Origin of the sequence: Paenibacillus sp. TC-CSREp1 (genome assembly GCF_050171015.1) — a bacterium.
Classification (GTDB): domain Bacteria; phylum Bacillota; class Bacilli; order Paenibacillales; family Paenibacillaceae; genus Paenibacillus; species Paenibacillus silvae.
The window spans coordinates 304,740-325,416 of record NZ_JBNOKM010000001.1 but is presented as its reverse complement, the minus strand read 5'-3'; the positions used below and the strand labels follow the sequence as shown (position 1 = coordinate 325,416).

The following is a 20,677-nucleotide window of genomic DNA, read 5'->3' as shown; positions in this document are numbered from 1 at the left end:
TATTTCAGAACAATGTCCCAATAATCAAAAATAGTGTCCTTATATACTATGTAAGCCAAACAAGGAGATGATAAATGTTGAATAAACAACAATTGAATAACCTAGCCGTAAAGGCTAAAAATGGTGACTTGGATGCAATGTGGGAAGTGAAATTCCACTTTCAGAAGATGATTCACCAATTGTCGGAGTATAATCGCAACCGACTTAACCAGGCGGATTTCGAAGACGAATGCTTTAAGATAATCGAAGAAATAGTCATGAGATTCGAAATCGATAAAGGGGACTTACCGCAACTGGTCGTTAACTTTATCAAGCGCAGGGTGGGGAGATCAACTAAGCGCTACGAAAAGAAAACAAAGTCGGAGAATTACGTTACAGTATCCATGATACAAAGTGAAACCGCAGAAGGGTACACGGAGTTTGAGATACAAGACGATTTGGCGATCGTCGACAAAGATTTAATGTATAACGAAAGAATCACCGGCTTGGCGGCCGGCGACTCGAAGAAATTGGCGATCTTGAAAGCTTGGTCAGAACCAGGGCATAGCGTAACTGCAACCGCACAGGAGTTGGCGCTCCTATTCGGGGGTAAAGCAGAATCGCACCGCAAGTCCATTACAAGATTCAGATCAGATTGTAAGAAAGCGCTGGCGTGCGCTATCTAACAATGAACGTGGGTCGGAGTTTCAGGCACGAAGCCCGACCTCGTTCGTTAAGAGTATATCACACTTTTTTAACAATTAACCAATACGAAAAAGATATGTATGTTGTAAATCTTTGGTAACGTGACCAACTCACAATTAGCATGTTACCACGGATTGATAACGCTTGTCAACGCTATCTACCTATATTATACCCGGAGGTGGCCGCCTTGAAACGCGCCCTTGCTAATAATTTACGTTCGTCTAACACGGAAGTTTCACGTTTTCTTAACATTTCTCTTCCGCAGTCTCGCCGCTACCCCGACGTCTGTTACCACGGATCGATCCGCGAATACGAAGACGCCGCCGATTATATTGACGCACGCCACTTGCGGAGAGGCCGGGTGATTGCGTAATGACCGTCATGTACGCTATTGATCCGCAGGCCGGCACGCATTTTATCGGTAAGATTTTCGTAACGCCTCACGCTTGTGACCGCGCGGTTGAGCATTTCGGCGTCGACCGCAGCAAAGCGCCAATGTACGTCATGGATATGTTGCGCAAGGCATCGCTTGTATCCGAACACGTCATCGATGAAGACGGAAAGCCAGCGCGCATGTTCTCGTATCGGCGAACGGTATTTATCGTTCATCCGACCGAAGCGACCGTTTACACGCTTTATCCGCAACACAAGGCGCATGAGTCTGTCCGCAATCCGATCGAGCGCATTATCCTCCGCGCTATGAAGGCGGCTGAACGTAAGGAAAAGCGCGAGGTTAAACGGATTAATGTACGCAAGGCAGAGCTAATCGTTGAGCGCTCGCAGGCTGAGTTGCGCCGTGTTAAATCTGAGTCGTCCCGCGTGGTTGCCGAGATGACTGCGCGGATTAACGAAATTGACTCCGAATTGAAAGCATTGGAACGCGAAATACTGCAGGTGCAGCGCGAGAAAACGAACGTTATGAAAAGCGTAGTTGCTTACGTTTGATCCGCATCATTTCCTATTTAAATAGCGCATCAAGTCGGCCCCTGCGTCGGCTGCGCGGTATTAACGTTTAGTACCGTACAGCGGGCGTAGGAATTGCGACCCGAAAATAAACCGAAAAGGAACGTGATCGAATGAGTATCCGCGACCAACTGAAACAACGTGAGGAAGACCGCCAAACTCCGAAAGGTAACGGGCTGAACGAAGGGCTTCCGGAAGGCGTAACGCGTTATGTTCGACTAGGCTCCGAACTTAAAGACGGCCGCCAGTTCGTAATGCTCGCGGACCCCGATACCTGGTTCTTCTACTTCTGCCACGAGGACGGCGATTTTGCAACGCGAGCCACTTACGTTAAGAAGCACACGTGCCTGCACTCACCACGCGGGACTGGCGCAGAGCTGAAAGGGTTCACGAAGGCTAACGGTGGCGCGTGTATCTCGTGCAAAGCGAAGGCTAAGCGTAAGCTCTACTTCATGGTTCCGGTATTTGACCTCGAATATCAAACGTGGAGAGTCCTCGATATCAAAGAGTTCCACGCAATGAACTTAATCGGAGACTACGACAAGCTCGAAAAGGCTGCGAAAAAGTTTTCGAAGGACTACACGGTGGTCGGCGACATCATTACGATCACGAAGACGTCCGACGGAAAATCGTATTCTCTCGGCTCAGGTGACGCAGAGGTACCCGCAGACGCTGCGCAATTCGTCGGATTCGACTTCCCGTACGAAGAGCTCGCGAACTTCCGTGACGAAGACGATATTATCACGTTGTTGAACGAGGCTGATCCGGGACACGTCGATAAGTCCGTATTGCCTGGCGTTAGTGGCGCTAACTCCGCACCTGCACCGTCAGATGCCGACGCGCCTATCGATATTAGTGACGAAGAACTTCCGTTCTAACTTAACGTAAAGGAGGCGGTAATATGCGCGATAACAACGTAGCGGGCCCGGATAGCCGCAAACTTACCGTAATGCTCAACGTACACGACATGCGCAAACTACCGCAAGCCGGGAAAAACCTCGCGAAGTTTATAACGGAGCTCTCGAACGAACACGGTCTGTTTACGACAGACATCGTAATGAGCGTTGAGCCTACCGTTTACACTTCGCTGGGACCGGCGGAAATGCCAGCGGACGAGGGCGACTTCGAGATCGTCTTCGTACCGGAAAGGGAGGACGATTAATTGGCCCACATAACGGAAACAGTCGCCATGTATTCGGAGCTGATTGCGCAAACCGCGCTTTTAGCAAACGGATGGACAACGCATGTACCGCGTACAAAAGAGGCGTACGATATCCTCGCTACGAATCCGGCAACCGGCCGCGCGGAAAAGGTGCAGGTCAAAACGATCCGGCGCCGGACGGACCGTAACGGTGACCTCGTCATCTATACGCGGAAGGGTAATGGGACGACGTACGACTTGGCTGAGGCGGATTGGATCGCGGGCGTACTTGCGGAAGATGGCGCGCCGCCTCGCGTGTTCCTTTTGGAGAATACGTGTCAGTCCGAATACTGGTGCGTAGAATCGCGTTTGGCTGAGCGGTGGCCGGAGTTGCCGATATCGCTAGACCGACGGATGCTCGCGTTGCTAGAAGCGGAGACGGCGGCGTAGACCTGTAGGTTAAACGTGGGAACAGGGAGGGAAGAATTTTGAAAAACGAGATCGTAAACAACGGCGACGGTACTTCCACAATTATCGTTAACCGTAAGAACGGAGAGAGGGTTTGTGTTCTGGTGGATACTAGTAGTGTTCCAAACCTAATGAAGGTCTGCAGCACAGTGATGGTGGACAGATTTAACGGAAAGTATTACGCAAAATCTTGGCTGAAATCTGGGAGGAGAGAATATCTACACAGGATAGTCTGTATTCCTGAAGGCGATAAAGTTGTAGATCATATTAATATGAATCCTTTAGACAACCGTAGAGAAAATCTTCGGGCAGTATCCAGAGGCGTTAATAACCGTAACACGGGAACTGCCAGTACTAATGCTTCTGGTTTTAAGTGGGTCAGCTTTGAGAGGCATATGAAAAAGTATAGAGCGAGATTCACATTTAATAACTCAAGGATAGATGTTGGATTCTTTGATGACCCAAATGAAGCCTACGAAGCAGCTTACGCAAAAAGAACCGAAATGATGACGGAGGCAGGAGAGCTAATTGTTCCGGTAGAACAACGCTTCGACCGCGCAGAGGAGGTGGACGCCGCGTAAATGCAAGCTTCACGCAATCTGAACGAAGGGAGTGAGCGCTATAACACCGAAATTAACGCTAAACTTGCGCCCGCCTGCGCCAGATGACAGAGCCGCCGAACGGGTGGCCGACGCAACCAAGCGTAAGAAGGCGGCGCAGGAGACGGATGTAGAAGCGATAGACCGCGTATTGCGGATGTCATTAACGGATAAACAACGCGAAATGGTCGAGGAGCTGCGGCAGGCGTACGGATCGGGCGAAACAGGCAATCGTCCGGCCCTGCGTACTGCGGGCGGTACCATCTCGAAGGATGACGTTATTCGCGCAGCAGACGCATTGTTACGGCAAAGACAAGCGGATGCGCGTGCGGATAGAGTTGCGGAGACACTTGCGTCAAAGCCGGCGAATTTCCACATCGTAACGGACGACGCGGAGCTGCCCGCTTTCGTCGAGAGACTGCGCGAAGAATGCCGGCGTCAAATGCGAGAGTGGCCGGACAGATGGGCGATGCTTGGCGTAAAGTCGTTGACCGCGAATGACTTCGAGGGAACCGGAATCGACACGTACATTGACGTTTCAATCGGATACTCCGTGTGGCTTCCGTTACTTGACGAAGGTTATTACCTTCCGTACGGACACGTTGATATGCGCGGCGCGGAGGGCTTCGAGTTCCTAGACGATATGAGCGCGTATAAAGCGACCGACCGACAACTCACGCGCTCGAAAGTGCTTGCGGCAATATCACCGTATCTTACGCAATCAGCGCATGGCAAGTCGTTTCATATGGGATCGGCGCGCTATGACTTACACGTTGCGATTAAGGACGGCTACGAAATACGCGGCTGCGTTTGGGATTCGCTGGATGCGATGAACTCGCTTAATGAGCACGAAGAGTCGTTCGGTCTTAAACCATTAACCGCAAAGTACGGACGCCTATTCGGTATTGACGGCCCTGTCTTTACCTTCGAGGACATGTTCGGTAATCGTTCGCCGGCTCCGTTTAATATCGAGCTAGTTGGAATCTACGCGATCAAAGACGTTCTGTACGGTTGGCGGTTAACGGAATGGCAATTCGAACAAATGAAGATCGCGCCGTCTGCAGAGAAGCCCGGTAAGCTACTCGAATGTTACGCGCAGATTGACTCGAAGCTACCGGAAACAGACGTATTCTTGGCGCGGTCGGGGTTCTGCGTTGACCTTGACGGATTGGCCGCGTTAGAGAACGAGTTCGAACCGCTACTAGAGAAGGCGCGTGCTGACGTATTCGAAGCGTACGAAATTGACGACGCGTTTGTTCGTAAAATGGATCGCACGATTAACGCGGCTAAAGTTGCGGATTGGATCGAAAAGCAGCGCAAGAGGATCGACCGCAATACGGAAGCCCAGGCGAAGCAACTCGCGATAATCTCCGAGTGTGAGGCGCAGGGTAAAACGAATCTCAAAAAGTATACGAGCGCGGTCGATAGGCTTGCGCAATTAAAGGCGGAGAACCTAGCGCCTGCAGACGAAGATCACGCGCCACTTAACGTAACGGAATTTTCGATTACGAACGGGAACCACCTTGCGTACTTGATTTACGATCACCTCGGAATACGCGACCGCACCGGACAGTTTAAGCGCGGTAAGACACGTAGTACCGCGGCTGACGTAATGGAGGCGTACTACGAAGAAGAGGAAGCGCTAAAGCCGCTCGCAACCGTAGCCGCGTACGAGAAGCTACTAACAACGTATATACAACCGATGTTAGGGAGTGCGGGCAAGTCGTCCATTATCGAAGTTGATGGGCGCGTACATTCGGAGTTTAAGGCCGGAGGAACTGCGACAGGGCGCTACAGTTCGACAGGATATAGCGGAAGACCTATCGATATATTACGCGAATTTGAAACGGAGGAATAGAGATGTTCTATACATTTTCGCAAAACAATTCAGGTGGATTTTTCGACGTAGATAACCGCGTCTGTGAGTACGTAATTGTTGAGGCGGATTCCGCGCAAGAAGCCAATGAGAGAGCGGAAGGCGTAGGCATCTATTTTAACGGCTGCGACACAGGCGATGATTGTGAGTGTTGTGGTGACCGCTGGTATGCGCAATGGGACGATACAGATGGAAACGCCGTACCTTCGATTTACGGGACGCCAGTGTCCGAAATGACTGCGAATTTCTTCCGTACACAAGCCTACGTCTATTACAAGGACGGACGGAAGGAGGCGGTAGTATTTCCGGAGTGAAAATAACTGACACCAACTATCACGCAATCGTCCGTAAACTCATCACAGATGATCGCAAGGTAAGACGCGGCCAGAATTTACAAAACCTACCGTCAAAAGGCGCAGGCAGCCGTGTACGTAATCAATTCGTTCCTCGCGAAGGCTGCACGTTTGTCGGCGCCGACCTTGGGCAGATAGAGCCGCGCATCATGGCGCACATCATGTATACGCGTTACGGCGACAACTCCATGCGTCAAATCTTCGTAGATGGCGTCGACCTCTATACGACAATGGCGATGATGACGTTTGACCTCGCAGAAGAGTATTGCGTCGACAAAGCGTATGATCCAACCGGAAAATTCAAGCCGCGCGCCATGATGAAGACCGGACAACTTGCGGTATCATACGATCAGTCTCCGGCATCCTTCGCGAAGAAGATGGGCGTAACGGACGACGTGGCCGCGATGTTCTTCGAAAACTTCGACCGTACATTCCCGTCATTCAAAACGATGGTTGCGGACATTCGCGAGTTTATGCGGACTCATGGTTACGTCGAAACGCTATACGGACGAAAGCGCCGGTTTCCGGATTACAAACGCGTAGCCGCCGCGTCAGCCAAGAACGAGCAACGCCGAATCCGTTTGTACACTGAACGGAAAGCACTCCGTAATAAGGCGAATCCGACGGCGCCGGACCTGGCGAAGCTCGACCGCATACAAACGGAGATTGACGAGTTATCCGAATCACGCGGACTCGTAGGCTATTGGGAACGTGCATCTTTTAACGCGGTCATTCAAGGGACTGGCGCGGATATCCTCAAAATGAACGGAAACCGAAACGCGCAACTATGCAAGGAACGCGGATGGGAGTTCAACGCGTCAATCCACGATGAAATTAAAAACTCGCTACCGAACGCGGATTTAACGCGAGAGTCTATCGCGCTTATCGACGATGTGATGACGAAGACCGTTTCGTTGTCCGTTCCGCTTGTTACCGATATCGTGATCGAGCCGCGTTGGATGATGGAGTACGGAATTGACGAATGGGATTACGTTAATTGCCGGCCCTTGCCGGAGTTTGCGAATAAATATGGGGAGGCTGTTTAACTATGGCAAAGACAATTAAAATCGCGGTGACTAAATAGGAACTTGCCGCAATCATCTCCGCTCTTGATTACGTGCTCATCGATTCGACATCTGAGCAATTCACGGAGGACTCCGCGCTGCTTGGAGAGATTTACGCAGCCTTAGACGCAGTAGACATCGATGACACAGCGCTGGACACGTTCACTAAGGCGTTGACATTACGCCTGTCCGATAGTTTTAAGGAGGCTGCGTAGATGGCGAAAGGCAAGATCAATATGCCGACGTGTCCGAAATGTGGTAAAGAGTCGGAGTGGGTTTGGTGCCGTGATTGCCGATGTCATATGGAATTAACCGCGCGGGATAAGCGCCAAGTATCCGGAGATTTGGATATTGTCGATTGGTTCTCAACGCGAGCAAGCGCAGGGATAACCGTTGAGGATAAGCGATCAGGCCAACGGTATAACCTTTACATGTCCGATGTTTTTGAGCTTTTAAAGGGAATACGGCTATCTGGCCTGACGCTGGAGGAAACGAAGAAAGGTTCCGCGTACGGATGGAAAGTAATTACGAAAGAGGAGGCGGTTTAAATTACTCAACAACTCGCAAATCAAATCGCGCAGCATTTCACGGTATTTCTCAACGAAGTACATTCCGGACCTGAGGTATACGATGATCCACTTGACGCGCAAATCCATCGCTGGTATGCGGATATCCTGACGGACCGGGAGCGCAAGTTATGGCCGCCGCGTAATATGCCGTACTTCTCCCCGTCAGCCGCCGACGCAGACCCACGCGCACTCTACGAAAAGGCTCGCGGTACGAAAAAGGAATCACGCGCAGTTCAGCCGAACCAAGGCCGACAGACTCGGATAGGGACCGCTATTGGGGACGTGATCCAACGCGACTTATTATTCGCGGAAAAGCACTACGAAAAGACGTACGGACGGCGACCGCGTTTCATAGTCGAACGTAACGATCGCGGCGAGCCGATGTTCGAGGACTTCGCCAAACGGAGCCACGTCGTAACGCATAACGGAAAGACGTTCGCACTATACGGGACCGGCGACGGAATCATGCGCTATGTCTCCGATGACGGCGAAGTGCTACGCGTTGGCCTCGAAGTGAAATCGAAGCAAACGACGTACGCGAAGACATCGCCGTACTCAATGCGGAACGGCGCGGAAGATAAGCACGTTAAGCAATGCGCTTGCTATTCGATTATGTATGACGTCGACTATTACGTAATCCTCTACGTTAACGGCGCACGTAAGGCGTGGTCAATCAGCGCGGAAGACTACGAGAAGAATCCGGACATTGCAGCGTTCGGTGTGTACTTTACGGATGAGATGCGCGCGGAAGTGCTCGACTACTTCACGTCGATTCTGGACGCGGTAGAAAGCGGAGTGCCACCGCTGACCGATCCGGACAAGTGGACGTTTAACGATTACAAGCGGACGATTGCGTTATCTCTCACGGATGGCGAGATGGACGCGCTTAGACGGAAAGTAGCCGCAATTATGCGCTCAGGCTTACCGGACTGGAAGAAGCGCGGACCAGCGGAGGCGCTTGCGGATATTGAACGGATTAGGGCGGAAGAGATTGCGAAGGAGGCTGCGTAAATGAAATTCCGATATGGACCGTTTGGTAACGACCATTGGATCGCCGGCCTCGAAGACTTCCTCGGCTGGTTAAGCGTGGAAAGACGTAAATGTATCCCGCGAGGTCCTTGCGGCCAAGACGTTGAAACTACGTCAGGAACGCGCGGACTCATGGGCAAATATCCAACGTTCGAATCCGCGTATAGAGCGTACGTTTCGGAGATAGGAGGCGATGACAATAACGAAGCCAAAAGCGCAGACTAAACGTTACGCCGGACTCGATCTCTCGCTAACTTCGCCAGGATTCGCGGTAGTGGACGTGAAGAATCGCGTCCCTACGCTAGTCGCGACATCTATCGTTAAGACTGACGCAGGCGAGGCGCGCCCCTTACGTTACGAAGTTATCGAAGCTCATGCGCTGTTATTCTTCCGCGAACACAAGCCTGATTCCGAAATCATCCGCGAGGTATGGCCGCCGGCGCGCAACTTTGATCAGAACGACAAGGTACACGGAGCATGGTCGGCCGTCGACCGCGCACTCTCACGGTTGGGGTACGGGGTGGCCGATAACCTGACTCCGCCAAACGTTAAGAAGCTGGTCACCGGAAATGGCCGCGCTGAGAAACCGCAAGTTGCGGAGGCCGTGCGGAGAATATTGCGGCTTGGTCCGGATTATAAGTTCGCGGCTGGCTACGATGACAGCGATGCATGTGCGGTAATTCTGGCGTACTTGTTGCGCGAAAATCTAATTGATACGGAGGCTGATGCGGCATGAGAGAAGATGTGAAATACGCGCACATTGCCTATGACATAACTAGGTTCGGTCCGAAAGTCGAAGAAGCGTTAAAATCATTCCTCGACGAAGGGTTTTCTATTACTGTTCATTACGCGCAGTCTACGCAAATTGACGGAGTTATTTGCTTCTCAGCTCTAATCATCGGTGAGCGCACAGTTGCCGTATGAGCGAATTATCCGAACGCCTCGCCGCTCACCAACGCCAGGAAATCGCATCCCTCGAACGGGCCGTCGCGGTCCACCGAGGGCTTGCGGATAAGTACGAACGGAAACTAAACGTTGCCAAACAACGACTAAACGAAACGGAGATGATTGCGCTTGACGACACCGCGAACAGTAACGAAGCCTAATAACCGCACCTTGACGTTTGACCCAGCGCGCCTATCTACGTATGCAGACCGTATTCTTGCCGGACTGGAAGGCGTAGATAAGACGACTTTATTGCGCGGAGTTAACGGTAAGCTCCGGCAGTCAACGGTTTCCGGAGAAGACGTAAGCCAGGCGTTCATTATGAGCGCGCTCGAACTCGTAACGAAAGAGGAGCCGAATTGGAAATACGCAGCGGCTCGCGGACTGCTTACGTCACTGTACAAGAAAGCCGCGCATAATCGTCGGTATAAATCGTACGTTGATCGCCCGTATGGCGCATTCTATCCGCTGGTAACCGATATGGTGGCGCGCGGCCTGTATCGGACGGAGCTCACCGAAGCATATACGCGTGAACAAATCGAAGAGCTCGGCGCAGAGATCGATCCGACGCGCGATTTACTGTTCGATTACATCGGACTGCTTACGCTGCAGGAACGTTATCTGACGCATGACTTCGATGGGCGCGTGATGGAACTGCCGCAAGAACGCTATATGATTATCGCGATGTTCCTAATGCACCAAGAGCCAGCCGATAAGCGCGTTGAACTGGCGAAAGAGGCGTATTGGGCGATGTCAAATCTGTATATGACGGCCGCGACACCTACGCTATCTAACGCGGGCAAAGCAACCGGCGGGCAGCTATCGTCGTGCTTCATCGATACCGTTGACGATTCGCTCGAAGGCATATTCGATTCCAATACGGACGTGGCGCGCCTATCGAAAATGGGCGGGGGAATTGGCGTCTATCTCGGCAAGGTTCGCGCAAGAGGATCGGACATTCGCGGTCACAAAAACACTTCAAGCGGCGTCATTCCGTGGATTCGTCAGCTTAATAACACGGCGGTTAGCGTTGATCAACTCGGAACGCGTAAAGGCGCAATTGCCGTCTATCTCGACGTATTTCACAAGGATATTCTCGCGTTCCTGGACCTCAAGCTCAATAACGGGGACGAACGGATGCGTGCGCACGATATTTTCCACGGCGTTTGCCTGCCGGATTTATTCATGGAAACCGTTGATGCGCGCGGAGATTGGTCGCTGTTCTGTCCGCATGAGGTGCGTAATACTCTCGGTTGGAAAGACGCGGACGGTCGCGCGTTAGCACTCGAAGATTTCTACGACGAGGAGTTCGGCGCTGGTTCATTCCGCGATAAATACGCTGAGGCTGTCGCACATCCGTTGCTGCCGCGCATTACGGTGCCAGCGATCGATATCATGAAACGGATTATGAAATCGCAGCTCGAAACGGGCACGCCGTACATGTTCTACCGCGATACAGTCAACCGCGCTAATCCGAATAGTCACCGCGGTATGATTTATAGCTCGAACCTGTGTACGGAGATCATGCAGAACCAGTCGCCGACCGTAGTTGAAACGGAAGAGCTTGTAACAAAGGACGGACAGGCGCGCATTGTGATTACGAAGTTGCCGGGAGATTTCGTTGTGTGCAATCTTAACTCGATCCACTTAGCGCGGGCTGTTCCGCACGGCGTACTCGACCGCCTGATTCCGATCCAGATGCGTATGCTCGATAACGTAATCGATATCAACAACATCGAGATACTGCAAGCGCAACATACGAATAAGACGTATCGCGCGGTCGGACTCGGCACATTCGGTCTGCACCACTTACTCGCGCTTGAAGGTATCCGATGGGAATCCGATGAGGCCGTCGCCTACAATGATACGCTGTACGAGCGGATCAATTACCTCGTTATCAAGGCAAGCGCTGACCTAGCGAAAGAGAAAGGCGCATATCCAGCTTTCGAGGGCTCCGATTGGCACAGCGGCGAATACTTTACGAAGCGCGGCTATGTTGACGAAGAGTGGGCGGCACTAACGCTGCAGGTCGTACAACACGGCGTACGTAACGCGTGGATGTTCGCGGTTGCTCCGAATGGGTCGACGTCTATTATCGCGGGCTCTACCGCGAGTATTGATCCGATTTACGAGCTGCTATCGTACGAGGAAAAGACAACGTATAAGATTGCGAATCCAGCGCCCGACCTCAGCGCTAAGACGATGTGGTACTATAAGACCGCGTTTATGGTCGATCAGCACGCGTCGATCCGTATGGCGGCCGCTCGGCAGCGTCATATCGACCAGGGGCAATCGTTCAACCTTTACGTTACGCCGGATATTAAGGCGACCGCGTTCCTTGCGCTTCATATGGACGCGTGGAGAAGCGGAATGAAGAGTACGTATTACGTACGGAGCCGTGCGCTGACCATCGCCGAGTGCGAGTCTTGCGCCTCTTAATTGGAGCGCCGGCTTTACGTTTAACATATACGAATAGGGAGCGTGATTAGTTGAAAATTCAACGCATATTTAACGTAGAGGCACCGAACAAGTCTACGCGCATTATCGAAGGGGAAAACTCCGGTATATTAAACTGGAACGATATCCGGATGCCGCATATGTATAAGCTGTACAAAGTGCTGCTGCTCAATCACTGGATCGCGGACGAAATTCCGATGTCCAAAGACGCCCAGCAATTCGCGCAACTTGATCCGGAAGAGCGCCGCACGTTTAAGATAAACATTGCGCTACTGGCCGTGCTGGATTCGATGCAGACAGCGTTCGTTGGCGATGTCAAACGTTATTTCACCGACAGCTCTCTCGAAGCGATTTCCGCAATCATCGCGCAGCAGGAAGTCGTCCACAACCAATCGTATTCATACGTGCTTTCTTCGTTAGTCTCCGATCAGGAACAGCGCGAGATATTCGAATACTGGAAGCACGATCCGGTGCTACTCGAACGGAATACGTTTATTGCGGACATTTACCAGGAGTTCCGCGATGATCCGTCGCCGCAAACGTTCTTCAAAGCGATGGTGGCCGACCTCATCCTCGAAGGCATCTTCTTTTATAGTACATTCGCGTTCTTCTATAACCTGGCGCGTGACCAAAAGATGATGGCAACGTCGCAAATGGTGTCTTATATTCAACGTGACGAGAACCAACACTGCTATTTCTTCGCGGAAGTATTTAAGCAGCTTCTCGCAGATTTCCCGGAGCTCGATACGCAGGCTAACCGCGATTACGTATACGCAACGATCGACCGCGCCGTTGAGCTGGAAACGAATTGGGCGCATTATACGCTAGCGAACGTACGCGGCATCGACTTGGCGGAACTCGGCGATTATATCCGTTTTATTGCGAACCGCCGCTTACGTATGCTCGGCTTTGATAACGCGTATGAAGGCGTAGACGTCAATTGTATGCCGTGGATTAAGCCGTTTTCTGATGACGCGCTCAACGCAACGAAGTCGGATTTCTTCGAGGCTAAGTCTCGTAACTACGGGAAAGTATCGGAAGATAACGGATTTGACGACTTGTAACGGAGGGCCTTCGGGCTGCTCCGTTATTTTTTTTTTTTATTTACGATGTCCCAATTCCGCGATTTCGTGTCCCTATATATATTGTAAGGCGCAAGACAACGAAAACGAAACGGAGATGATACGATGTCCAACGCAACTCAACCGCAATATCGTGAAGTCCAACGTAAAGCCAGCGTAGGTGAGCGCATCAAGATCGTTAAGGAGCGCACCACTTTCGGTCATTACCGGAACGGCGACGTACTGCGCGTAACTCGCGTCGATTCGAACGGTGACGCATACTTTCCGGTAGAGAAACGGGTGGATAATCCGGACGGAATCATGTTCGCGGGACTCGATGAATATGTAGTCCTCGAACCGATCGTAGCTCCCGCGCCATCAACCGCAACTCTCCCAGACCTCTTCGCGCAATTCATCCGCGACAATGCCGACGCCGTACGCAGCTACTTGGCGGAGATCGATCCGGTTGAGAGCGCGGAAGTAAGCGCAAGCGATCCGCAGCCTACCTCGTTAACACGCGCCAAAGTTATCGAAATGGCTCGCGCAAGGGTAGCGGAGTTGGAGCGGGTCGGACGCTCTTTGGCCGCAAGGTTACCCCAAGGACCGTTTGCCGCCGAGTTCTATCGAATCGAGTTCGTAGTTAATCGCGATAAGCGTACGGTTGTTGCGATGGTACGTAAGAGATCGACCACTAGCGGAAAGCCCGACGCAGTAGGCATCGCAAAGTGCGCGCCTGATGACGTATTTAACGCAGACATCGGCAAGGCAATCGCGGCTGAACGTGCGCTCGGCCTGACGTTGACACCGGAGTTTGTAAATGCGCCGAAGCCGGACGGAATGGTTGCGGGGATGATCGTAAAGTATGCGCATGGACGCGTTGCTCAGACGGTGGACACTCCGCAGTCACTTCGTGGACGTATAACTCGATTGACGACCGCTCGTATGTGTGGCGCAGTTATTCTGGACGACACCGACGCAATATACGCAAAGGATGGTGAGGCCGCGTGACCAAAGACGAATTAGTTACCGCGCTCATACGTTCACCTCTCCCAGGCGATACACAAATCCTCGTATGGCGAACGGAAGGACAGCGTTTAACAACGGATATTAGCTTGCGCGAGGTCGGCGCAGGTCAGATCGTAATCGAGGAGGTGGGCGCGTAAATGGACGTGTTGAATACGTACGGCGGCGGAACTGACACGGTGCTCATCGTTCTCGGAGTCATTATGTGTATAGTCGGCTTAACCGTCCTAATCGCAGGATTCGCCGCAGTCGAAACACCTCCGCTCGTCCTCGGCGGCCTTATGATGTTAGTCGGATTATTCGCAATCGCTTCCGCAAACTCACCGGTCCGCCACGAAGTCACTCTCCGTCCGGGCCACGTTATCGACGCGGCTAAGTACGAAGTTATCGATCAGCGCGGCGCGATTTACGTAATCGAGGAACGGGAGGTGAGCGAATGAAAGTAGCGGAGTTACTCGTTAAGCTCGCTGACTTTCCTCCAGACGCGGACGTCTACGTTTGGGAAGGATACGATGCCGGAATTATGACAACGGATATTGCCGTTAATTACGACGGCGACGTTGTACTCGAAGCCAAATAACGCTAAGGAGGCCGCAAGCCATGCCGCTACCCAAAGATACGATGTTCTTCGGATTCCGCGAAAAGTTAACGCCTGAGCAACGCATATATGTCGATAGCATTTTCGATAACCGCATCACGTTCGTTAACGCCGCGGCAGGAACCGGTAAGACTACGATGGCCGTCGCGGTTGCAAAGCTTCTTAACAAGCCGCTCGTCTACGTAATCAGTCCGGTCGAAGAGAAGCGCATGGGCTATCTGCCCGGCGGAGTCAAAGCGAAAGAGTCCGTTTACTTCACTCCGTTGGAAGACGCGCTATACGAGATCGGCGAGGACCCGCGCAAAGCGATATTCAACGAAGAGAACATCGAAGCCCAGAAGCGCGGCGACGTTTGGGTCTATCCGAAATCACACGTTTATGTCCGCGGCTCTAACGTAAAAGGGAAAACGGTAATCATTTCGGAGGCGCAGAACTTTACACGCGGCGAGCTCAAAAAGGTTCTTACGCGTTTACACGACGATTGTACCGTTATCGTCGAAGGCCACGCCGGCCAGTGCGATCTGCCCGATCCGAAGAAATCCGGATTCGTCCCGTATCTCGAACACTACCGGACGGAGTCATACGTAAATGTCTGCGAATTAACCGTTAACTTCCGCGGCCAGATCGCAACACATGCGGATAAGTTGACGTGGTGAATACGAAAGGAGACGGCAACATGGACGATAAACTATTGCGCAGACTCATGGTACTTTCCGCGATGTATCGAGTATCAGTTGAGGATGGCGTATCAATTCGCGACAAGGAGGAAGACGAGATCATGCGTTATGTAGGCGCAGCTCTTCCGTCATTGCACTTAAAGCCTAAGCCGGAACTTAACGCGTTAGCGCGGCGAGCATTCGTTGAGTTATTAACGGAAGTCCGCGCGGAAATGAGGGACGCAGGCTATGGCGTATAAACTCGAACGCACGCCGACCGGCTACAGCGTCAGAACCGCGCCAGCCGAACGTATCGAACGGGAACAGGCTACGTGTGATTGGGCGGCGATTGCGATCGTGGTTGCGGGGCTGGTCGCGGTATACACGTTACTATAACGAAGGAGTGATCGTATTTGAACGAACAACACGAAAAGGTGCGCGAGTTTCACGATAAGTTCGGTGTACCACATGCGGATAAGCCCTTAGTTATGTCGGCGCAACGTCGCACGGAGCGCTATCTGTATATGTCCGAAGAGTTGAACGAATTTGACGAAGCGGAATCGGTCGTCGACCAAGCGGACGCGATGATCGATCTGATCTACCTGGCGCTCGGCACTCTCGTAGAAATCGGCGTTAAGCCTGCCGCGCTATTCGATATTGTACATGACGCGAATATGTCGAAGGTGTGGCCAGATGGTACGGTCCATTACGATCCCATTACGAATAAGGTCGTTAAGCCGCCGACATTTGTCCGTCCGGAACCGTTACTGCAGGCGGAGATTGAGCGACAAATGAGCGGAGTAATCGTATGAGTCGGCCGCGCGAACACTATACGGTACTCTGCGACGGCTATCCGCTAGGCATCTCCGGAAAGTCCCGCATGATGCGAACGTACAAGTCACGCAAGGACGCGGAAGCCGCTGCGAAGTCACTCGGCGAAAACAGACCTACGCAGAAATTCGAAGCCGCGCGCATATTGTTCGGAGTTATTAACGAGGAGTGAACGAATGTTTAAACGTTATACCTACGCAATCATCACCGCATACTGTACGACGTTTTGGGTCGGAGTCGCGATCCGGACGATTATACGATAGGAGTTGACGCTAATTGAACGATAAAATCAACGTACTCGACAACGGCTACGTACGCTTAGTCGACGCAATGGGAACGGACCTGACACCGGTTAATGCCGCACGCGTCTCATACGCAAAGGAATCGCAAGAACTAACGGAACGCGACATACGCCTTATTAAATTCCTGGCGCGTGAAAATCATACGAGTCCATTCCGTCATGCGATCGCGCAGTTCGAAGTGTACGCGCCATTAATGGTTGCGCGACAATGGTGGAAGTACATCGTAGGGTCAGCGCATCAAGAAGGCACCGGCGATAGCCTCGACGCTTGGAACGAAAGCAGCCGCCGTTATATTACGGAGGAGCCAGTATTCTACGTACCTGGCGCGGACGAATGGCGTAGCGCTCCGGAAAACTCGAAGCAGGGCAGCGGAGACATTATCCGTTGGGAACTCGGTGAGGAAGCGACGTACCGATTGATGAGCGCAGTGGATCGCGGAATGGCGGGCTACGAATGGGCACTCGCAAAAGGCATCTGCGCAGAGCAAGCGCGCCTATTCTTACCGGCCTACGGAATGTACGTCCGCTGGTACTGGACCGCAAGCCTGCAGAGTGTCGCGCATTTCCTGGCGCAACGTCTCGAGCATGATGCGCAGGCCGAAATTCAGGCGTATGCCAAGGCGGTACTCACGCTGATTGAAGCGCGATTCCCGGTGTCGATTGGCGAATTGCTTGCGAAAAAGGAGGACGCGTAAATGAACGAATCTATCTACGTAATTTTAATCAACGGGCGTCCTTATCGGAAGGAACGAGCAATTAGGACGTATGTATCGTCGGAACGCGCGGAGAAAGAGGCGAAGAAGCTGTCGCGCTACAGAGCGTACGAAGAATACACGTTCAAAGTCGCAGAGTTCGCCATAATCAATGAACGCTTCGTCGCTGGCGTAACGGACGAATACGTAGAGGAGGACGTAGAATGAGCGCTGTCAACGTCTCTTGGAATTATCACGATATTGATACGACGTATGATTATATGGAGAAAAACGCGGACGCCTGCGTGCTCTACATCGAAGGCGATCCGGAGTACAACGAGCACATCGGACTGAGCGCGGCACAGGCGGAGTATCTTATCGTAGACTTGCGTAATATGCTCGACAAACTCTACGTAAAGGAGGACGCAGAATGAGAATTATCGGAGCGTTAATCGCCGGCCTTATCACACAGCAGTTTGCATTCCACATCTTCGACGCGAGTCCTGCGGAAGGATTTCTCGCTTATGTAGTCGGAATCGTCCTCGCGAAACAAATTATATCGGAGGTGAGCGCGGATGAGCAACGAAGTCAAAACGGATGACAGAGACGAGGCCGCTTTCGGATTCACATACACGCACATTCCGGGTACTTACAAATGCGTAAAGGCGCGCTTTAGTGGTGCGAGGGTTGGCGGATTTTACTCCCGCGAGTTTATCGATTCTCTTGCGGAAAAGTTTGACGTAGTCGTAGCTGAACCGCGCCAGCTAGCCGAAGTCCTCCCGTTCGTACCGCGTCCATCTCCGGAGTCGATCGCCCAGGACGCCGTCATCGCGCTGCTCGAACGCTACGCAGACCTGGCGCGTGCTGGCGAAGTCACCGGCGTAGTTATCGCGGCGAAAACGAAGGATGACGTGTTGACAGGCGAAATCATGGCGGAATATGTGAACGTTAATACGCGGGAACGGACGCTATTGATCGAGGAGATTCGCGAGGTTAGTTCGTACGATTACGACATATAACAACGAAAAGGAGCGGATAAGATGGCGAAGTATCTCCACATGTTGAAAAGCGGATTGGATATAACGCGCGGTAGGTCGTACGAAATCGTACTCGAAACGGACACGACGTTTTATATTCGCGATGATGTTCACGATGAGCACGCGTTTTCTAAACAAGATGAGAACAGGTTGTTCACGTTAGACACCGAAGTCTCTCTCGAATACAAGCGCACCCAACTCGCAACGCTCACATCCGAAATCGCGCAACTCGAAGCGCAGCTCGCCGAGGAATCACGCTTGAAAGTCGGAGATTATGCGCGGGTTACGGATACAACGTCGGTCGACAACTTTACGTTAGACGATATCGTACGAATCACGCGGTATGAAGACGCGACGTATCCTCTGCGCGGAGTGTCACCGATAAGCGATGTAGTAGAGTGGTTTGCGCCCGCATCGCTCACGAAAATCACGCCAGACGAAGCCCGCGCATCTCTCATCGCTAAAATTGACGCACATTTCGACGGACAGGAGGCGGATTAATCTCGCTAAACACTATCGCGCAAATCATCATCGCAATGTCAATCGGAATCAGCGCTATTAACGGCATCCCGCCGAATGATCCGCCGAAACCATCCGCAGTCTCTTCGCAGGTAACAGGCAAATCTGCGAAGGAAGCGGAGAGTAAGGCGCAAGCCGACGAGTGGACAACGTATGAAGCGACCGCATATACGGCGTTCTGCGCGGAAGGTTGTACCGGGATAACTGCGTCCGGTCTCGACGTCAGCGAAACGACAACGTATAAAGGGCGCGTCATCATCGCAACCGATCCGAAAGTGATACCGCTTGGCACGCGCTTAACTATACGGACGGCTGACGGCGAGGAAATCGCAGCAATTTCGCAAGATCGCGGCGGCGCGATTAAAGGCCGCAAGCTTGACGTATTAGTCGCGTCGGAAAAGGAAGCGCGCCAGTTCGGCCGCCAGAAAGTACGCGTTAAAATCGAAAACTAAACGATAAGGGAGCGGATTTGTATATGAACGCAAACATTACCGTATTGAAAGACGAAAGTTTGAGCGTTGCAGGACGCGTCATCGAACGTGAGTATCGCGAGGTTAAGCGGAAGGCGAGCGCAGGTGAACGGATTAAGATCGTTAACGCGGATTATGACGAGTTGGGAGCGACCTGGGGCTATGATAACGGCGAAGTCCACACGGTTGTTTCCTCGGACGCAGCGCAGGAAGTTAATATCCGACCAGACGGAACTGAGGATAGCGAAATTTACGTAGAGGAAGACGAATACGTAACGCTCGAACCTACGGATACCCTCCGCATTGACGGCGCCCGCTTCCGCATGGTCGATCGGAAAGCTGCGGTGGGCGAACGTGTGCTGGTCACGGTTACAGATAAATTCTTCACGTCCGGCGCAACTTTCGAATTACATCGCAGAGCTGAGCCGCTGAGTTGCGGACATGTTAATTACGCGGACGGCACGTACGGACTTAGATACGGAAATTACCGCGTACTCGAACCGGTAGAAATCGCAGAAACAGCTCCTCTCTCCGCCAAGCCCGCGCATGACCAAGCGGCCGAACTTATCGCTAAGTTGACGACGCGTGTGGGTGCGCTTGAGAAACGTGTGACAGCGTTGGAAAATCCGCCTATTGCTCCGCGCTTATCTGACGTAGGAGTTAAGACGCAAGAAGCCGCAGATGAAATCGCCAAGGCCACGCAGAAAACGTCTGTCACAATTGCGGAGGTTACCGCTATCTTGGCGCAACGGGCGAAGGAAGCGCGCCAAAGAAAGCGCGATGACATCGTTAAGCGTGCGAAGGAGGACGTTTTGGACTTGCTCGATATAGGCGAACTCCAAGAACGTGTACTACCGGCAGATAATCCGTTATACGACGATTTTTACCGTGTAGAGTTCGTAGTTAACACGGAGAAGCGCACAGTGGTCGCGCTGTTACGCCCCAAATACGGTGATCTTTTCCACTTGGAAACCGGAACCTTCCGCGTATTTAAAGGCATCGCAAAATGTGCGCCAGGCGCCGTGTTCAACGTATGGATCGGGAAGGCTATTGCGCTGAGACGTGCGTTAGGGCTCACGATTCCGGCGGAGTATTTCGAAGCGCTGAACCCGACGGAAGTACGCGTTGGTGACGTCGTAACCTTCGAGTATGTCCGCTCATATGGAACGGAATACCGAGTTCTATCGCTTGAGGACGGTCAAAACCTCATCATTACCGCGGATGAGGACGAGGACATGGTCGGTGAGTATGCGTTCGGCGGAGATAGGGTCGCAGAAGGCGCGATTATCCTCGACGACTCTCGCGAAGACAGCGCAGAGCCGCGGAAGGAGGTGGCGTAAT

At 52.3% G+C, this 20,677-nt stretch carries 31 protein-coding genes; 30 read left to right on the top strand and 1 reads right to left on the bottom strand.

Annotated elements, in window-relative coordinates; all coding sequences use genetic code 11:
• Nucleotides 1-74: 74 nt before the first annotated feature.
• A complete protein-coding gene (locus ACQSGY_RS01650; protein WP_427050431.1) occupies nt 75-665 on the top strand; it encodes a hypothetical protein in 591 nt (196 codons plus the stop codon).
• Nucleotides 666-929: 264 nt separating this feature from the next.
• Here ACQSGY_RS01650 and ACQSGY_RS01645 read toward each other — a convergent pair whose 3' ends face one another.
• Nucleotides 930-1,067: a hypothetical protein gene (locus tag ACQSGY_RS01645; protein ID WP_427050430.1), complete on the bottom strand. Its 138-nt coding sequence runs from the start codon at nt 1,065-1,067 to the stop codon at nt 930-932.
• 121 nt (nt 1,068-1,188) lie between these two features.
• Here ACQSGY_RS01645 and ACQSGY_RS01640 point away from each other — a divergent pair, with 121 nt between their 5' ends.
• From ACQSGY_RS01640 to ACQSGY_RS01500, 29 genes are all read left to right on the top strand, one after another.
• Nucleotides 1,189-1,629, top strand: coding sequence for a hypothetical protein (locus tag ACQSGY_RS01640; protein WP_427050429.1), 441 nt, complete (start codon nt 1,189-1,191; stop codon nt 1,627-1,629).
• A gap of 131 nt (nt 1,630-1,760) precedes the next feature.
• A complete protein-coding gene (locus ACQSGY_RS01635) occupies nt 1,761-2,525 on the top strand; it encodes a single-stranded DNA-binding protein (RefSeq protein WP_427050428.1) in 765 nt (254 codons plus the stop codon).
• Between the two features lie 23 nt (nt 2,526-2,548).
• Nucleotides 2,549-2,809 carry a hypothetical protein gene (locus ACQSGY_RS01630; RefSeq protein WP_427050427.1) on the top strand — a complete coding sequence of 87 codons (261 nt, stop codon included), beginning with the start codon at nt 2,549-2,551 and terminating at the stop codon, nt 2,807-2,809.
• Entirely contained in the window at nt 2,810-3,238 is a 429-nt protein-coding gene (locus ACQSGY_RS01625) for a hypothetical protein (RefSeq protein ID WP_427050426.1), read from the top strand.
• A 38-nt stretch (nt 3,239-3,276) separates the two neighbouring features.
• Entirely contained in the window at nt 3,277-3,837 is a 561-nt protein-coding gene (locus tag ACQSGY_RS01620) for an HNH endonuclease (RefSeq protein WP_427050425.1), read from the top strand.
• Nucleotides 3,838-3,868: 31 nt separating this feature from the next.
• Nucleotides 3,869-5,713: a DNA polymerase gene (locus ACQSGY_RS01615; protein ID WP_427050424.1), complete on the top strand. Its 1,845-nt coding sequence runs from the start codon at nt 3,869-3,871 to the stop codon at nt 5,711-5,713.
• Between the two features lie 2 nt (nt 5,714-5,715).
• Nucleotides 5,716-6,045, top strand: coding sequence for a DUF7296 family protein (locus ACQSGY_RS01610; RefSeq protein WP_427050423.1), 330 nt, complete (start codon nt 5,716-5,718; stop codon nt 6,043-6,045).
• Nucleotides 6,042-7,130: a DNA polymerase gene (locus ACQSGY_RS01605; RefSeq protein ID WP_427050422.1), complete on the top strand. Its 1,089-nt coding sequence runs from the start codon at nt 6,042-6,044 to the stop codon at nt 7,128-7,130. Before ACQSGY_RS01610 ends, ACQSGY_RS01605 begins: the two co-directional genes overlap by 4 nt.
• A gap of 233 nt (nt 7,131-7,363) precedes the next feature.
• Nucleotides 7,364-7,696, top strand: coding sequence for a hypothetical protein (locus ACQSGY_RS01600; RefSeq protein ID WP_427050421.1), 333 nt, complete (start codon nt 7,364-7,366; stop codon nt 7,694-7,696).
• A gap of 633 nt (nt 7,697-8,329) precedes the next feature.
• A complete protein-coding gene (locus ACQSGY_RS01595) occupies nt 8,330-8,728 on the top strand; it encodes a hypothetical protein (RefSeq protein WP_427050420.1) in 399 nt (132 codons plus the stop codon).
• Nucleotides 8,729-8,939: 211 nt separating this feature from the next.
• The gene (locus ACQSGY_RS01590; protein WP_427050419.1) at nt 8,940-9,482 is read left to right on the top strand and encodes a crossover junction endodeoxyribonuclease RuvC; all 543 of its coding nucleotides are present in this window, start codon (nt 8,940-8,942) and stop codon (nt 9,480-9,482) included.
• Nucleotides 9,479-9,670 (top strand): hypothetical protein, encoded by a 192-nt coding sequence (locus ACQSGY_RS01585; protein WP_427050418.1) that lies wholly within the window; start codon nt 9,479-9,481, stop codon nt 9,668-9,670. Before ACQSGY_RS01590 ends, ACQSGY_RS01585 begins: the two co-directional genes overlap by 4 nt.
• Before the next feature lie 144 nt (nt 9,671-9,814).
• Nucleotides 9,815-12,130 carry a ribonucleoside-diphosphate reductase subunit alpha gene (locus tag ACQSGY_RS01580; protein ID WP_427050417.1) on the top strand — a complete coding sequence of 772 codons (2,316 nt, stop codon included), beginning with the start codon at nt 9,815-9,817 and terminating at the stop codon, nt 12,128-12,130.
• Nucleotides 12,131-12,180: 50 nt separating this feature from the next.
• Nucleotides 12,181-13,212, top strand: a complete 1,032-nt coding sequence (locus ACQSGY_RS01575; RefSeq protein WP_427050416.1) for a ribonucleotide-diphosphate reductase subunit beta — start codon at nt 12,181-12,183, stop codon at nt 13,210-13,212.
• Nucleotides 13,213-13,743: 531 nt separating this feature from the next.
• Nucleotides 13,744-14,217, top strand: coding sequence for a hypothetical protein (locus ACQSGY_RS01570; RefSeq protein ID WP_427050415.1), 474 nt, complete (start codon nt 13,744-13,746; stop codon nt 14,215-14,217).
• A 155-nt stretch (nt 14,218-14,372) separates the two neighbouring features.
• Nucleotides 14,373-14,672, top strand: a complete 300-nt coding sequence (locus ACQSGY_RS01565; RefSeq protein ID WP_427050414.1) for a hypothetical protein — start codon at nt 14,373-14,375, stop codon at nt 14,670-14,672.
• Complete coding sequence (locus ACQSGY_RS01560; RefSeq protein ID WP_427050413.1) at nt 14,669-14,812, top strand: hypothetical protein; 144 nt, start codon at nt 14,669-14,671, stop codon at nt 14,810-14,812. Before ACQSGY_RS01565 ends, ACQSGY_RS01560 begins: the two co-directional genes overlap by 4 nt.
• A gap of 20 nt (nt 14,813-14,832) precedes the next feature.
• A complete protein-coding gene (locus tag ACQSGY_RS01555; RefSeq protein ID WP_427050412.1) occupies nt 14,833-15,486 on the top strand; it encodes a PhoH family protein in 654 nt (217 codons plus the stop codon).
• A gap of 20 nt (nt 15,487-15,506) precedes the next feature.
• The gene (locus ACQSGY_RS01550; RefSeq protein ID WP_427050411.1) at nt 15,507-15,746 is read left to right on the top strand and encodes a hypothetical protein; all 240 of its coding nucleotides are present in this window, start codon (nt 15,507-15,509) and stop codon (nt 15,744-15,746) included.
• 153 nt (nt 15,747-15,899) lie between these two features.
• Nucleotides 15,900-16,298 (top strand): HAD family hydrolase, encoded by a 399-nt coding sequence (locus tag ACQSGY_RS01545; RefSeq protein ID WP_427050410.1) that lies wholly within the window; start codon nt 15,900-15,902, stop codon nt 16,296-16,298.
• Entirely contained in the window at nt 16,295-16,489 is a 195-nt protein-coding gene (locus ACQSGY_RS01540; protein WP_427050409.1) for a hypothetical protein, read from the top strand. Before ACQSGY_RS01545 ends, ACQSGY_RS01540 begins: the two co-directional genes overlap by 4 nt.
• 158 nt (nt 16,490-16,647) lie before the next feature.
• Nucleotides 16,648-17,313, top strand: coding sequence for an FAD-dependent thymidylate synthase (thyX, locus tag ACQSGY_RS01535; RefSeq protein ID WP_427050556.1), 666 nt, complete (start codon nt 16,648-16,650; stop codon nt 17,311-17,313).
• Nucleotides 17,314-17,538 carry a hypothetical protein gene (locus tag ACQSGY_RS01530; protein WP_427050408.1) on the top strand — a complete coding sequence of 75 codons (225 nt, stop codon included), beginning with the start codon at nt 17,314-17,316 and terminating at the stop codon, nt 17,536-17,538.
• Complete coding sequence (locus ACQSGY_RS01525) at nt 17,535-17,744, top strand: hypothetical protein (RefSeq protein ID WP_427050407.1); 210 nt, start codon at nt 17,535-17,537, stop codon at nt 17,742-17,744. The genes ACQSGY_RS01530 and ACQSGY_RS01525 overlap by 4 nt, the downstream gene beginning before the upstream one ends.
• Nucleotides 17,741-17,911, top strand: coding sequence for a hypothetical protein (locus ACQSGY_RS01520; protein ID WP_427050406.1), 171 nt, complete (start codon nt 17,741-17,743; stop codon nt 17,909-17,911). Before ACQSGY_RS01525 ends, ACQSGY_RS01520 begins: the two co-directional genes overlap by 4 nt.
• Entirely contained in the window at nt 17,886-18,329 is a 444-nt protein-coding gene (locus ACQSGY_RS01515) for a hypothetical protein (protein ID WP_427050405.1), read from the top strand. Before ACQSGY_RS01520 ends, ACQSGY_RS01515 begins: the two co-directional genes overlap by 26 nt.
• 21 nt (nt 18,330-18,350) lie before the next feature.
• Entirely contained in the window at nt 18,351-18,848 is a 498-nt protein-coding gene (locus ACQSGY_RS01510; protein ID WP_427050404.1) for a hypothetical protein, read from the top strand.
• Between the two features lie 35 nt (nt 18,849-18,883).
• Nucleotides 18,884-19,318 (top strand): 3D domain-containing protein, encoded by a 435-nt coding sequence (locus ACQSGY_RS01505; protein WP_427050403.1) that lies wholly within the window; start codon nt 18,884-18,886, stop codon nt 19,316-19,318.
• A gap of 23 nt (nt 19,319-19,341) precedes the next feature.
• The gene (locus ACQSGY_RS01500) at nt 19,342-20,676 is read left to right on the top strand and encodes a hypothetical protein (protein WP_427050402.1); all 1,335 of its coding nucleotides are present in this window, start codon (nt 19,342-19,344) and stop codon (nt 20,674-20,676) included.
• The last annotated feature ends 1 nt before the right edge of the window (nt 20,677 follow it).